Origin of the sequence: Novilysobacter viscosus (genome assembly GCF_046600715.1) — a bacterium.
GTDB lineage: Bacteria > Pseudomonadota > Gammaproteobacteria > Xanthomonadales > Xanthomonadaceae > Lysobacter_C > Lysobacter_C viscosus.
In genome coordinates this window covers 1-13,517 of sequence record NZ_JBJMAV010000006.1, presented here as the reverse complement: position 1 = coordinate 13,517, position 13,517 = coordinate 1, and the positions used below count along the sequence as shown (strand labels likewise).

Genomic DNA, 13,517 nt, shown 5'->3' with positions numbered 1-13,517 from the left:
GTAGAGGGAGGCCGTATGGACTGGTTAAGCAACCTGGAAGCGGGCAGTTGGCAGGCAATCGCGATGACCTGGGGCGCGAAGGTGCTCGGCGGGTTGTTGATCCTGCTGATCGGGCTGCGTGTCGCCACGTGGGTTTCGGGACTGGCCGAGAAGGCACTCACCCGGTCTCGCGTCGAGGCGACCGCGGTGCTGTTCCTGCGAAAGGTGGCCTATGTGCTGCTGGTGGTGGTGCTGATTCTGGCGGTGCTGCAGTTCATCGGCATTCCGATGACCTCGATGATCGCGGTGCTCGGTGCCGCCGGCCTGGCGATCGGCCTGGCATTGAAGGATTCGTTGTCCAACATCGCGTCCGGCGTGATGCTGGTGACGCTCAAGCCCTTCCGCGTCGGCAATATCGTCACCGTCGGCGGGCAGACCGGCCTGGTCGAGTCGGTCAGCATCTTCCAGACGGTGCTGCGCGGCCCCGACAACCAGACCATCGTGCTGCCCAACAGCCTGGTCACCACCGACTCGATCATCAACCTGACCCCGGACGTTAGGCGTCGCATTGAGCTGGTGATCGGCATTGCCTACAACAGCGATATCGACGCCGCGCGTGCGGCGGCGCTGGAGCTGATGCACGGCGACGAGCGGGTGCTGGAGGACCCGGCGCCCGACGTGCTGGTCTATGCGCTGGGCGACAACAGCGTCGATCTCGGCATCCGCTGCCACGTCGCCAATGCCGACTTTTTCGTGACCAAGTGCGAATTGACCGAACGCATCAAGAAGTGCTTCGACGCGATCGGCGTCAACATCCCGTTCCCGCAGCGCGATGTGCACGTCTATCACCACGACGCCCGCGACGGCAGCATCATCGACCCGCGACTGCTGAGCCCCCAGGCCGCCAACCAGATCGAAGGCGGCTGAAGCCCGACGCCCCTGTAGGAGCATCGCAATGGCGAGTCTCGCGTGCCAGTCGGTCCGCTGGACGGCAACTGATCGCGGCTGAAGCCGCTCCTACAGGTGCTGTGGCGCGGTCAATCCTCGACCGGATGCAGGCCGCTCAACTGGCCCATGAAATACCGGTAGTGCCGCAACTCCGCAATCGAGTCCTGCACGTCGCTCAACGCCGTGTGCTTGGATTCCTTGCCGGCGCCGGCCAGCACTTCCGGCGCCCAGCGTCGGGCGAGTTCCTTGACGGTACTGACGTCGAGGTTGCGGTAGTGGAAGTGTTTTTCCAGTTGCGGCATCTGCCGGTGCAGGAAGCGCCGGTCCTGGCAGATCGAGTTGCCGCAGATCGGCGAGGTATTGGCCGCCACCCACTTGCCGAGGAATGCGAGCGTGCGCTGCTCGGCCTCGGCCATTGCCACGCCTTGCTCCAGCACCCGCTGCCATAATCCGGACTTGCGATGCTGGTTGCGGTTCCATTCGTCCATCGCCTCCAGCGTCTGCAGCGAATGCGCGATGGCCAGTTCAGGACCCTCGGCCAGCACCTCGAGGTTGGCATCGGTCACCACCGTGGCGATCTCGAGGATCGAGTCCCGGTCGGTGTCCAGTCCGGTCATCTCAAGGTCGATCCAGATAAGCCGGTGCTCGGCCCCAGTCCTTTGCATTGATGGCTCGCTGTCTTGTCGGTGTCGCGGCATGATAGCCCACGCCCCGCGACTGCCACGAGCGATCCGATGTTCCAGAATGCACACTACGCAATCCTCACCGCGATGCTGGCGCCGGCGTTTTTCCTGACCGCCACCGCATCGCTGCTGCTGTCGGCCAACAACCGGCTGGCGCGCGTGGTCGACCGGCTGCGCGGTTTGCTGCGCGAGCTTGAGGACGGCAAGGACGATGACGAGCATATCCTGCGGATCGAGCGCCGAATCCGGATCCAGCGGCGTCGCTCCAACCTGATCCTGCGTGGCAGCCAGTTGCTCTACGGGTCGATCAGTTTCTTCGTCGGCACCAGCCTGACGGTCGCGATCGACGCATTCCTCGACTACCGGCTCGGGTACATGCCGACGGCATTGGCGGTGCTGGGCGTGCTGACCATGTTTGCCGCGAGCCTAAGCCTGTCGCGCGAAGCCGCGCTCGCGGTGGCCGCGCTCAACGAGGAAATGGACCACGCCCACGAGCGCGCACGCGCCATGCTCGACAAGAGCTGAGCATGCTCGACCAGAGCTGATCATGCTCGACAAGAGCTGACTAGGACGCGGCCGGCGTGGCCTTGCCGCGCTTGCGGCGGAAATAGGCGGTCAGCCGCGCCGCAGCCGCCTCGCCGAGCACCCCACCCTGCACTTCGACGCGGTGGTTGTGGCGCGGGTCGGCCAACAGATCGAACACACTGCCGGCGGCGCCGGTCTTGGGATCGCTGGCCGCATAGACCACGCGCGCCACACGCGCATGGATCATCGCCATCGCGCACATCGCGCACGGCTCCAGGGTCACGTACAGCGTGCTGCCTAGCAGCCGGTGGTTGCCAATGCGTGCACCGGCCTGGCGCATCGCGACGACTTCGGCGTGCGCGGTCGGGTCATGCTCGGTGATGTTGCGGTTCCAGCCCTCGCCCAGGACCTCGCCCGCGGCTGATACCAACAGCGCGCCGACCGGAATCTCGTCGTCCTCGCGCTCGGCACGCTCGGCCAAGGCGAGCGCGTGCTGCATCCAGTGTTCGTCGGTGTTCATGGGCGCTAACATTTTTGACGCGGATAACAGCGGACCAAGCAGAACAACAGAGCCGTAGGATGGGTTGAGCCGAAGGCGAATACCCATCGACCGAGACCACGATGGGTTTCGCTGCGCTCAACCCATCCTACGAACTACGAAAGACGAACTAGCCATCACAACCTTTGCTCTATCCGCGTTTTTATCCGCGTTGATCCGCGTCAAAAAAGCCCCTACTCCCACTCGATCGTCGCAGGCGGCTTGCCACTGATGTCATAGACAACACGAGAAACGCCTCGTAACTCGTTGATTATCCTGTTAGAAACCCGGCCGAGAAACTCGTACGGGAGGTGCGCCCAGTGTGCGGTCATGAAGTCGATGGTCTCCACCGCGCGCAAGGCGATCACCCATTCGTAGGCGCGCGCGTCGCCGACCACGCCGACCGACTTCACCGGCAGGAACACCGCGAAGGCCTGGCTGGTCTTGTCGTACAGGTCGGCCCTGCGCAGCTCCTCGATGAAGATGTTGTCGGCCTGGGCCAGCAGCTCGGCGTACTCCTGCCTGACCTCGCCCAGGATGCGCACGCCCAGGCCCGGGCCGGGGAACGGATGGCGGTAGACCATCGGCTCGGGCAGGCCGAGCTCGACGCCGAGGCGACGGACCTCGTCCTTGAACAGCTCGCGCAGCGGCTCGACCAGCCCGAGTTTCATGTGCTCGGGCAGTCCGCCGACGTTGTGGTGGCTCTTGATGACGTGGGCCTTGCCGGTCTTGCTGCCGGCGGACTCGATCACGTCGGGGTAGATGGTGCCCTGCGCCAGCCACTTCGCATTGGCGAGCCGCGACGACTCTTCGTCGAAGATGTCGATGAACAGGTTGCCGATGATCTTGCGCTTGGCCTCAGGGTCGCTGACGCCTTCCAATGCCGCGAAGTAGCGGTCGGCGGCGTCGACCCGGATCACCTTCACGCCCATGTGCTCGGCGAACATCGCCATCACCTGGTCGCCCTCCTGCCAGCGCAGCAGGCCGGTGTCGACGAACACGCAGGTCAGCTGGTCGCCGATGGCCTTGTGCAACAGCGCGGCGACGACCGAGGAGTCGACTCCGCCGGACAGGCCCAGGATCACCTCGTCGCTGCCGACCTGTTCGCGCACCCGGGCGATCTGGTCGTCGATGATGTGCGCGGCGGTCCACAAGGTCTGGCAGCCGCAGATCTCGGTGACGAAACGACGCAGCAGGGTCTGGCCCTGCAGGGTGTGGGTGACTTCCGGATGGAACTGCACGCCGTACCAGCGCTTGTCCTCGCAGGCCATCGCCGCGACCGGGATGCGGTCGGTGCGTGCGGTCACGGTGAACCCCGGCGGCGCGGTGGCGACGTGGTCGCCGTGGCTCATCCAGACGTTCAGGCGCGGCTGGCCTGCGTGGTCGCTCAGGCCGCCCAGTAGCGCATCGTGGGCAAACAGCTCGACCTCGGCGTGGCCGAACTCGCGTGCGTCGGCCGCCTCGGTCGAACCGCCCAGCTGCACCGCCAGCGTCTGCATCCCGTAGCAGATCCCCAGGATCGGCAGGCCGGAATCGAACACCTCCTGCGGCGCCCGCGGCGCGCCTTGTGCCGTGGTCGACTCCGGACCGCCCGAGAGGATGATGCCGTTGGCACCGTAGCCGGCGATCTCGGCCGGATCGTGGTCCCAGGCCCAGACTTCGCAGTAGACCCCGATCTCGCGGATGCGGCGGGCGATCAACTGCGTGTACTGCGCGCCGAAATCCAGGATCAGGATGCGGTCGGAATGGATGTCGTCGATGTGGGCGATGGTCATGGGCGAGAAGTGAGTGGAGAGGAGTGAGAAGCGAGAGAAAGCGGTGCGAACGGTGCGGGAGCATCGGCTCCCACTCCTCACTCCTCTTCACTCACTCCTACTGTTTTCACCCCGCCCGATAATTCGGCGGTTCCTTGGTGATCTGCACGTCATGCACATGGCTCTCGCGCGTGCCGGCGTTGGTCACGCGCACGAAGCTGGGCTGCTTGCGCATTTCCTCGATCGTCGCGCAGCCGACGTAGCCCATCGTCGCGCGCAGGCCGCCGGCGAGCTGGTGGACGACGTTGCGCAGCGGTCCGCGGTACGGAACCCGCCCCTCGATACCTTCCGGCACCAGCTTGTCGGCGTCGGAGGCATCCTGGAAATAGCGATCCTTGGAGCCCTGCTCCATCGCGCCCAGGCTGCCCATGCCGCGGTAGCTCTTGTAGCTGCGACCCTGGAACAGCTCGGTCTCCCCGGGGGCCTCCTCGGTGCCGGCGAACAGGCCGCCGACCATCACCGTCGATGCGCCCGCAACGATCGCCTTGCCGATATCGCCCGAGTAGCGGATGCCGCCGTCGGCGATCAGCGGGATGCGGTCCTGCAGTGCCTCGGCCACCATCGCCACCGCAGTCACCTGCGGCACGCCGACGCCGGCCACGATTCGCGTGGTGCAGATCGAGCCCGGCCCGATCCCCACCTTGACCGCGTCCGCGCCATGGTCCATCAGCGCCAGCGCGGCATCGCCGGTGACGATGTTGCCGCCGATCACCTGCAGCTGCGGGAAACGCTGCTTGACCCACCGCACCCGCTCGAGCACGCCCTGCGAATGGCCGTGCGCGGTATCGACCACCACCACGTCGACCCCGGCCTCGGCCAGCGCCTCGATCCGCGCCTCGGTATCGCCGGCCACACCGACCGCAGCCCCGACCAGCAGGCGCTCGCTGCTGTCATAGGCGGCGTTGGGGTTGTCGGATTTTTTCTGGATGTCCTTGACCGTGATCAGGCCGCGCAACTCGAAACCGTCGTTGACCACCAGCACCTTCTCGATGCGGTGCTTGTGCAGCAGGTGCACCACCTCTTCGTCCGCGGCGCCCTCCTGCACGGTCACCAGGCGATCTTTCTTGGTCATGATGTGGCGGACCGGATCGTCGAGCTTCTTCTCGAATCGCATGTCGCGACTGGTGACGATGCCGACCAGGCGCCCGCCGTCGACCACCGGCACGCCGGAGATGTTGCGCGCGCGGGTGAGCTTGAGCACGTCGCCGATCGTGGTTTCCGGACCGACCGTGAACGGCCGCCGGATCACCCCGGCCTCGAACGTCTTGACCTGCGCCACGTGCGAGGCCTGCTGCTCGACGCTCATGTTCTTGTGGATGATGCTGATGCCGCCGAGCTGCGCCATCGCGATGGCGAGGCGCGCCTCGCTGACGGTGTCCATCGCCGCCGACAGGATCGGCAGGCGGATGCTCAGGTCGCGGGTGAGGCGGGTGGTGAGCTTGACGTCCTTGGGCAGGACGCTCGAATGCGCGGGGACGAGCGATACGTCGTCGTAGGTCAGCGCTTCAGCCTGGATGCGCAGCATGGGCGGGCCCGGGGGAATGAAGCGCGTCATTGTATCAGGCGGGAGTCGGCCGCTGCGCGGCCTGTGAGGGGCAAGTCGCCGCTGGCGCGGCTGTGAGTGGGTAAGTCGCCGCTGGGGGTGGGCACGGCCTTGCCGGCTCACAGGCGGCGAAAGCCGCCGACTTACCCGCCCTACGACTCGGCAGCGTCGGCGGCATCCAGGGTGTTCTGCATCAGCGTCGCAACGGTCATCGGCCCGACCCCGCCCGGCACCGGCGTGATCCAGCTGGCCCGTTCAGCCGCCGCGGCGAAGCCCACGTCGCCGACCAGGCGGCCGTCCTCGAGGCGGTTGATGCCGACATCGATCACCACCGCACCGGGCTTGACCCACTCGCCCGGGATCAGCCGCGGGCGCCCGACCGCGACCACCAGGATGTCGGCGCCGCGCACCGCCGCCTCCAGCGCCTCGGCCGGGGTGAACTTGTGGCAGCAGGTGGTGGTGCAGCCGGCGATCAACAGCTCCAGCGCCATGGGCCGGCCGACGTGGTTGGACACGCCCACCACCGTGGCACTGGCACCGCGCACCGGCCGGTCGGTGTAGGCCAGCAAGGTGGTGATGCCGCGCGGGGTGCACGGACGCAGGCCGAACTGGCGCAGCGCGAGATGGCCGACGTTCTGGGGATGGAACCCGTCGACGTCCTTGCGCGGGTCGATCCGGTGGATCAGCTCCGTGCCGTCGCGGCGGTCCGGCAGCGGCAGCTGCACCAGGATGCCGTGCACCTGCGGGTCCGCGTTGAGCCGGTCGATCAGCGCGAGCAGCTCGGCGTCGGTGGTGGTCGCCGGCAGGTCGTGGTCGATCGCGCGGATGCCAACCTTCTTGGCGGCACGCCGCTTGTTGCGCACGTACACGCCGGAGGCCGGATCGCCACCGACCAGCACCACCGCGAGTCCCGGCCGGGTGCCGCCGGCGGCCATACGTGCATCGACCCGTACCTTGAGGTCATCGAGCAGGGCTTCGGCGATGCGCTTGCCGTCGAGGATCTTTGCGGTCATCAGTGGAGGGACACCCGGGCGCTGGGACCGGCATTGTCCCCGATTACCACGTCACCACGAAATCCGACGTAACGTAGGCGACGCTCCCACGGACTTGCCGACTGCGCCATGACCGACCACGAAACCACCGCCATCGAAGCCGCCGCGTTCCGCCGTCTGCTGCAGCACCTGATGCACGAGCGTCCGGACGTGCAGAACATCGATCTGATGATCCAGGCCGGGTTCTGCCGCAACTGCCTGTCGGACTGGTACCGCGATGCCGCCGAAGCGCGCGGCATCACGATGACCCGGGACGAGGCCCGCGAGGCCGTCTACGGCATGCCGTTCACGCAATGGAAAGCGCAGCACCAGCGCGAGGCGACGCCGGAGCAACTGGCAGCATTCGAGGCCGCACGGGCGAGCAACGGCTGAGCCGCCCCGATGCGCATCCTGCTGGGCGCGCTGGCGGTCGTGCTGCTGGCCTATGTCGGCTTGTGCCTGCTGCTGTATGAACGCCAACGCAGTCTCATATATTTCCCGGAGTTCACCCGGGTCGAGGCGGCGGAGACCGACTTTGCCCTCGCCCGCGGCGACATCACGCTGCGCGGCTGGGTGGTGAATCCGGGAAAGCCCGACGCGCTGCTGTACTTCGGCGGCAATGCCGAGCGCATCGAGGCCTCGCGCGAGGATCTCCGCCGCTGGTTTCCCGGCCGCACCATCTACCTGCTCGCCTACCGCGGTTACGGCGCCAGCGACGGCGAGCCCAGCGAAGCGGCGCTGGTCGCCGATGCGCTCGCACTGTATGACCACGTGAGGGCCCGCCAGCCCGCGGCGTCCATCGCAGCGGTAGGCCGCAGCCTCGGCAGCGGCGTCGCTGGCCACCTCGCCTCGCGCCGGGACGTGCCACGGCTGGTGCTGATCACGCCGTTCGACTCGCTGCCCAACGTCGCGCAATCGCACTACCCATGGATGCCCGTGCGCTGGTTGATGCGCGATCGCTATGACACCGCCGATGCCTTGGCGGACTATCGCGGCGAGGTGCTGATCATCCGTGCCGGCGAGGACGCGGTCGTGCCGGCGCCGGCGACCGACCGGCTGATCGCGTCGTTGGCGTCGGGGTTGTTGGTGGCCACGCAGGTCGTGGCGATCGAGCAGGCCGGGCACAACGACATCGCGATGTATCCCGAATATGGGCAGGCGTTGTCGGAATTCATGCGCTGATGCGACGCCGGCACGCGCGCACCGAACGTCCTGGTGATGGCGGCGGGCCGCCGTTTTTCGGCGGGCCTTTTTTCTTCATCTTTACACCCGCCACCGCTAGACTCGACACGATGTGCCTATCTGATCGACGCTGGTCCCGCTGGATCACGCATCCCGAGGAGCATCGCCACTGCCCGGTGACATGCCGCGCGCCTGCAGCGCTGCACCGCGGGAACCGCGACCGATGATGCAACCGAAGCAGTCCGCAGCCGGAGCGCCGGTGACCTCGCCGGAGGCGTGGGCGTTGCTGCAGGCCACCGACTGGTCGCGTCATGCGCTTGGACCAATGGAGCGTTGGCCGCAGAGTCTCCGCATTGCCCTGGGCATCTGCCTGAACTCGCGGTTTCCGATGTTCGTGTGGTGGGGACCACAGCTGATCAACTTCTACAACGACGCCTACATCCCGTTACTGGGCAAGCGACACCCATCCGCATTCGCGCGTCCGGCGCAGGCAGCGTGGGAGGAGATTTGGGACGTGGTCGGGGTACAGGCCGATGCCGTGATGCAACGCGGCGAGGCGAGCTGGAACGAGCGCATGCTGCTGGTCATGGAGCGCCACGGCTTCCGTGAGGAGGCCTACTTCACCTGGTCCTACAGCCCCATTCCCGATGACGCGCCGGACGGCTCGGGCGGGATTGGCGGTCTGTTCTGCGCCTGCACCGAGGAAACGCCGCGGGTACTGGTCGAACGCGAGCGCGACCGACTGCTCGCGCGCGCGCAGTCCGAGCGCGAGCGGCTGGCGGATGCGTTCACGCTCTCGCCTTCGTTCATGGCGGTGACCCGCGGGCCGGCGCACGTGTTCGAGTTCGCCAACGAGCGCTACCTGCAACTCATCGGCGGTCGTGAAGTGGTCGGCCAGACCGTGACCGTGGCACTGCCGGAAGTTGTCGAGCAGGGCTTCATCGGGATCCTCGACGGCGTCTATACCAGTGGCCAGCCCTACGTGGGCAACGACATGCAGGTGTTGCTGCAGCGCCAGTCCGGGCGGCCGCTGGAGACGTGCTACGTGGATTTCGTCTACCTGCCGATGCGCGATGCCGACGGCATAGTGACCGGTATCCTCGCCCACGGCATCGACGTTACCGAACGGCACCAGACCGAGACTCGCGACCGCTTCCTGCTCGCGCTCGACGAGGCGGTGCGGCCACTGACCGATCCGGAGGAGATCACCAGAACCTGCGCCCGCCTGCTGGGCGAGCACCTGCAGGCCGACCGTTGCGCCTACGCGGACGTCGAGGCCGACCAGGACACCTTCAACGTCAGCGGCAACTACAACCGCGTCGTCCCTGGCATCGTCGGCCGCTACAGGTTTTTTTCCGATTTCGGCGAGCAGGCATTGCAACTGATGCACGCCGGGCAGCCGCTGGTGGTCAACGATGTCGACGACCATCAGCCCGCGCTGGGAGACCTGTCCGCCTACCGCCAGACGATGATCCAGGCAGTGATCTGCGTCCCGCTGCACAAGTCGGGACGCTTCGTCGCCGCGATGGCCGTACACCAGGCGACCCCGCGCCACTGGACCGCCGAGGAGGTCGACCTGACTCACCACGTCGCCAATCGCTGCTGGGAGTCCATGGAGCGCGCCCATGTCGCGCGCGAGCTGCGCGAGAGCGAGCAGCGCTTTCGCAACATGTCCGACCAGGCACCGGTGATGATCTGGCTCACGCGGCCCGACAGGCAGTGCGAATACGTCAACAAGCAGTGGTACGACTTCACCGGCCAGACCCACGCGCAACCGCTGGGCGAGGGTTGGGTGGACGTGGTGCACCCGGATGACGCGCTCAAGACGATCGATACCTTCACCGCGGCCACTGCGCGCCGCGAACCGTTCTCTCACGAGTTCCGCATGCGCCGCGCGGATGGCAGCTACCGCTGGTGCGTGGTGTCGGCTGCGCCGCGTCCGGTAGCGCGCAGTGAAGTCCCGGGCTACATCGGATCGGTCATCGACATCACCGATCGAAAGCGTATCGAGGACGGGCTGGCCGCCGAGAAGAAGGTGCTGGAACTGATGGCGACCGGCGCGGCCTTGCCCGACGTGCTCGAGACGCTGGTGCGGATGGTCGAGGCGCAGTCGGCCGATGGCATGCTGTGTTCGGTGCTGGTGCTCGACGAGGCCGGCGAATGCCTGCATCGTGGCGCCGCGCCGAGCCTGCCGGAGCCCTACAACGCCGCGATCGACGGCCTGCGCATCGGCACCAGCGCCGGCTCGTGCGGCACCGCCGCGTTCGAGGACCGGGTGGTGTCGGTGGACGACATCAGCAACGATCCGCTGTGGCAGGACTTCCGCGCACTGGCCGCCGAGCAGGGCCTCGGCGCCTGCACCTCGATACCGATCCGCGCCAGCGACGGCCGGGTGCTCGGCTCGGTCGCGGTCTACTATCGCCAGCCGCGCGAGACGAGCGCCCACGATCTCGACCTCGCACGTCTGGCCTCGCACCTGGGCGGCATCGTCCTGGAGAAGCACAGTGTCGACCAGCGCCTGCGCCAGTCGCTGCAGGCCGAGCAGGAGGCACGCAGCGAGGCCGAGCGTGCCAGCCGCATGAAGGACGACTTCCTTGCCACGCTGAGCCATGAGCTGCGCACGCCGCTCAACGCGATCCTGGGCTGGGTCGGCATCCTGCGCCTGCAGCAGGAGGCGCTTCCGGCCGAACTGGCGCAGGGCGTGGACGTGATCGAACGCAACGCGCGCGCGCAGGCGCAGATCATCCAGGACCTGCTCGACATGAGCGCGATCATCTCCGGCAAGGTGCGCCTGGACCTGCAGAACGTCGACCTGGCCGAGATTGCCTTGGCCGCGGTGGAAACCGCCCGGCCCAACGCCGACGCCCGGCATGTGCGTCTGGTGCACTCGACCCGGGACGCGATCGGCGATAGCACGGTCAGTGGCGATGCGTCGCGGCTGCAGCAGATCCTGTGGAACCTGCTTAGCAACGCGATCAAGTTCACCCCGCGCGGCGGCGAGGTGCAGGTGCGACTGGCGCGTGCCGGCTCGCTGCTGGAGTTGACCGTCAGCGATACCGGCGAGGGCATCGATGCCGAATTCCTGCCGTATGTGTTCGACCGCTTCCGCCAGGCCGACGCTTCGATCAGCCGGCGCCACGGCGGGCTCGGCCTTGGGCTGTCGATCGTCAAGAAGCTGGTCGAGCTGCATGGCGGTACGGTGCATGCCCACAGCGCAGGCGCGGGTTGCGGGACGACGTTCGTGGTCGCGCTGCCGCTGGCGTGCTCGCAGCCGGCGCTGCGAGCGCCGTCGCCGGCCCGCGGCGGCAGCCACGCCAGTGAACTCGATGGGGTGAATGTGCTCGTGGTCGACGACGACCCCGATGCACGCTTGATGACCCAGCGCCTGCTGGAGGCCTGCAGCGCGCGTGTCAGCACCGCCGATTCGGCCGGTGCGGCGGTGAGCGCACTGGAAGATGGCGCATTCGACGTGCTGGTCAGCGACATCGGGATGCCGGGCGAGGACGGCTACGCGTTGATGCGGCGGGTCCGCGCGCTCGACGCCGATCGTGGCGGCGCGATCCCCGCGATCGCGCTGACCGCCTACGCCGGCGCCGACGACCGGCTCAAGGCGATCCGCGCCGGCTACCAGATGCACCTGCCCAAGCCGATCGAACCGGCCGAACTGGTCGCGCTCATCGCCAGCGTGGCGCGCAGGTTCTGAGGAAAGCGGAGCTTGCTGCGCTGCCGTCCGCCTGGAAGAGCAGCCGAGCAAGCTCGGCTCTACGCATCCACCGTATCGTAGGAGCGCCCCATGGGCGCGACCCACGCCGCGGCGCACTCCGGTTCCCGTCGCGGGCATGGCCCGCTCCTACAAAAACCGTGTGTCTTTCGTAGGAGCGCCCCATGGGCGCGATCCACGCCGCGACGCACTCCCGGTTCCCGTCGCGGGCATGGCCCGCTCCTAGCGTCCTGTAGAGCGGAGCTTGCTCCGCTGCTGTCGACCCGGAAAGCAGCGGGCACAGCCGGATCGAACGATTCAGCCGCCGGCGCAGAACGCGCGGTAGTCGATGTAACCGGGAAACGACGCGTCGGCCGCGCAGAGCTTGCAGCCGGGATCCGCCGTCAACCGGGTCTCGCGAAAGCGCATCGCCAGCGCGTCGAAATGCAGCAACCGGCCGGCAAGCGGTTCACCCAGCCCCAGGATCAGCTTGATCGCCTCGGTTGCCTGCAGCAGCCCGATCACGCCGGGCAGCACGCCGAGCACGCCGGCTTCGGCGCAGTTGGGCGCGGCCTCGGCCGGCGGCGGTTCCGGAAACAGGCAGCGATAACACGGCGCCTCGCCGCGCCGGCGCCCCGCATCGAACACGCTGACCTGGCCCTCGAAGCGATGCACCGCGCCGTACACCAGCGGCTTTCCGAGCTTCACGCAGGCGTCGTTGAGCAGGTAGCGCGCGGCGAAATTGTCGGCGCCGTCGAGCACCACGTCGGCGCCACCGAGCAGGCGCTCGACGTTGTCGGCGGTGACACGCTCGCCGAACCCCTCCACCCGCACGCGCGGATTGAGCGCGGCCAGCGCCACGCGGGCGGATTCGACCTTGGACGTGCCGATGCGCGCTTCGGTGTGCAGTATCTGCCGCTGCAGGTTGCTGCGGTCGATCACGTCGTCGTCGGCCAGCACCAGCGTGCCGATTCCGGCGGCGGCCAGATAGAACGCGGCGGGCGAACCGAGGCCGCCCGCCCCGACCATCGCGATGCGCGCAACCTGCAGCTTGCGCTGGCCGGCCTCGCCGACTTCGGGCAGGCGCAGGTGGCGCGAATAGCGGTCGAAGAAGTCGCCATCGAAGTTGGGATCCCCGCCCTCGGGCCGGACGATCGGCAGCGACGCTGCCATCCACGCCGCGGTGCCGCCCTCAACCGACGCGACCCGTGTGTAGCCGGCGGCCGTGAGCGAGTGCGCGGCTTGCAGCGAGCGGGCGCCGGACTGGCAGATCAGCAGCACGTCGGTGTCGCGGGCCGGCAGTGAGGCCTGCGGGTCGGCTTCGAGTTCGCCTTTGGCGATACCCCGCGCGTCGGCGGCGTGCCCAGCCGCGCGCTCATGCGATTCGCGCACGTCGATCAACACGGCGCCGGCGCGCTGTCGGCGGAAGGCTTCGGCGGGAGGAACGGTTTCGATGCTCATGCGGCCGATTATCCGCCTTTGCCGATTGTGGTTCCGTCCGCAGAACCGTTTTTGTAGGAGCGGCTTCAGCCGCGATCGGATGCCAGCTCGCCCGTGCTGGTTCCGGATCGCGG

Annotated in this window: 11 protein-coding genes; 5 read left to right on the top strand and 6 right to left on the bottom strand. The window is 67.6% G+C overall.

All coding sequences use genetic code 11. The features are described 5' to 3' along the window. Window positions 1-15: 15 nt before the first annotated feature. Window positions 16-906, top strand: a complete 891-nt coding sequence (locus tag ACJQWL_RS10255; protein WP_330970191.1) for a mechanosensitive ion channel family protein — start codon at window positions 16-18, stop codon at window positions 904-906. 110 nt (window positions 907-1,016) lie between these two features. On the opposite strand, the gene orn is transcribed toward ACJQWL_RS10255, so the two are convergent. Continuing rightward, entirely contained in the window at window positions 1,017-1,592 is a 576-nt protein-coding gene (gene orn / locus ACJQWL_RS10250; protein ID WP_332702356.1) for an oligoribonuclease, read from the bottom strand. Window positions 1,593-1,661: 69 nt separating this feature from the next. Here orn and ACJQWL_RS10245 point away from each other — a divergent pair, with 69 nt between their 5' ends. Next, complete coding sequence (locus tag ACJQWL_RS10245) at window positions 1,662-2,135, top strand: DUF2721 domain-containing protein (protein ID WP_330970079.1); 474 nt, start codon at window positions 1,662-1,664, stop codon at window positions 2,133-2,135. 40 nt (window positions 2,136-2,175) lie between these two features. Here ACJQWL_RS10245 and tadA read toward each other — a convergent pair whose 3' ends face one another. The 4 genes from tadA to folD all read right to left on the bottom strand — a co-directional run bounded on the left by tadA (window position 2,176) and on the right by folD (window position 7,043). Then, a complete protein-coding gene (gene tadA / locus ACJQWL_RS10240; RefSeq protein WP_411300881.1) occupies window positions 2,176-2,655 on the bottom strand; it encodes a tRNA adenosine(34) deaminase TadA in 480 nt (159 codons plus the stop codon). A 212-nt stretch (window positions 2,656-2,867) separates the two neighbouring features. Then, a complete protein-coding gene (gene guaA / locus ACJQWL_RS10235; protein WP_332702410.1) occupies window positions 2,868-4,433 on the bottom strand; it encodes a glutamine-hydrolyzing GMP synthase in 1,566 nt (521 codons plus the stop codon). Between the two features lie 121 nt (window positions 4,434-4,554). Beyond that, window positions 4,555-6,012: an IMP dehydrogenase gene (gene guaB, locus ACJQWL_RS10230; protein ID WP_332702360.1), complete on the bottom strand. Its 1,458-nt coding sequence runs from the start codon at window positions 6,010-6,012 to the stop codon at window positions 4,555-4,557. A gap of 170 nt (window positions 6,013-6,182) precedes the next feature. Further along, on the bottom strand, window positions 6,183-7,043 hold the full coding sequence (gene folD, locus ACJQWL_RS10225; protein ID WP_332702362.1) for a bifunctional methylenetetrahydrofolate dehydrogenase/methenyltetrahydrofolate cyclohydrolase FolD: 861 nt from the start codon (window positions 7,041-7,043) through the stop codon (window positions 6,183-6,185). 108 nt (window positions 7,044-7,151) lie between these two features. Between folD and ACJQWL_RS10220 the strand changes: the two genes are divergently transcribed. The 3 genes from ACJQWL_RS10220 (at window position 7,152) to ACJQWL_RS10210 (ending at window position 11,946) form a co-directional block, all read left to right on the top strand. Then, entirely contained in the window at window positions 7,152-7,454 is a 303-nt protein-coding gene (locus ACJQWL_RS10220) for a DUF1244 domain-containing protein (protein ID WP_332702364.1), read from the top strand. 9 nt (window positions 7,455-7,463) lie between these two features. After that, window positions 7,464-8,243 (top strand): alpha/beta hydrolase, encoded by a 780-nt coding sequence (locus ACJQWL_RS10215; RefSeq protein WP_332702366.1) that lies wholly within the window; start codon window positions 7,464-7,466, stop codon window positions 8,241-8,243. Window positions 8,244-8,466: 223 nt separating this feature from the next. Then, window positions 8,467-11,946: an ATP-binding protein gene (locus ACJQWL_RS10210; protein WP_332702368.1), complete on the top strand. Its 3,480-nt coding sequence runs from the start codon at window positions 8,467-8,469 to the stop codon at window positions 11,944-11,946. Window positions 11,947-12,261: 315 nt separating this feature from the next. On the opposite strand, the gene moeB is transcribed toward ACJQWL_RS10210, so the two are convergent. Continuing rightward, entirely contained in the window at window positions 12,262-13,404 is a 1,143-nt protein-coding gene (moeB, locus tag ACJQWL_RS10205; protein WP_332702370.1) for a molybdopterin-synthase adenylyltransferase MoeB, read from the bottom strand. Window positions 13,405-13,517: the final 113 nt, after the last annotated feature.

Excerpts from the sequence above, each read along its gene's own strand:
- ACJQWL_RS10255 (WP_330970191.1), top strand. The coding sequence starts at position 16 with ATGGACTGGTTAAGCAACCTGGAAGCGGGCAGTTGGCAGGCAATCGCG.
- orn (WP_332702356.1), bottom strand. The coding sequence starts at position 1,592 with ATGCAAAGGACTGGGGCCGAGCACCGGCTTATCTGGATCGACCTTGAG.
- ACJQWL_RS10245 (WP_330970079.1), top strand. The coding sequence starts at position 1,662 with ATGTTCCAGAATGCACACTACGCAATCCTCACCGCGATGCTGGCGCCG.
- tadA (WP_411300881.1), bottom strand. The coding sequence starts at position 2,655 with ATGAACACCGACGAACACTGGATGCAGCACGCGCTCGCCTTGGCCGAG.
- guaB (WP_332702360.1), bottom strand. The coding sequence starts at position 6,012 with ATGCTGCGCATCCAGGCTGAAGCGCTGACCTACGACGACGTATCGCTC.
- folD (WP_332702362.1), bottom strand. The coding sequence starts at position 7,043 with ATGACCGCAAAGATCCTCGACGGCAAGCGCATCGCCGAAGCCCTGCTC.
- ACJQWL_RS10220 (WP_332702364.1), top strand. The coding sequence starts at position 7,152 with ATGACCGACCACGAAACCACCGCCATCGAAGCCGCCGCGTTCCGCCGT.
- ACJQWL_RS10215 (WP_332702366.1), top strand. The coding sequence starts at position 7,464 with ATGCGCATCCTGCTGGGCGCGCTGGCGGTCGTGCTGCTGGCCTATGTC.
- ACJQWL_RS10210 (WP_332702368.1), top strand. The coding sequence starts at position 8,467 with ATGATGCAACCGAAGCAGTCCGCAGCCGGAGCGCCGGTGACCTCGCCG.
- moeB (WP_332702370.1), bottom strand. The coding sequence starts at position 13,404 with ATGAGCATCGAAACCGTTCCTCCCGCCGAAGCCTTCCGCCGACAGCGC.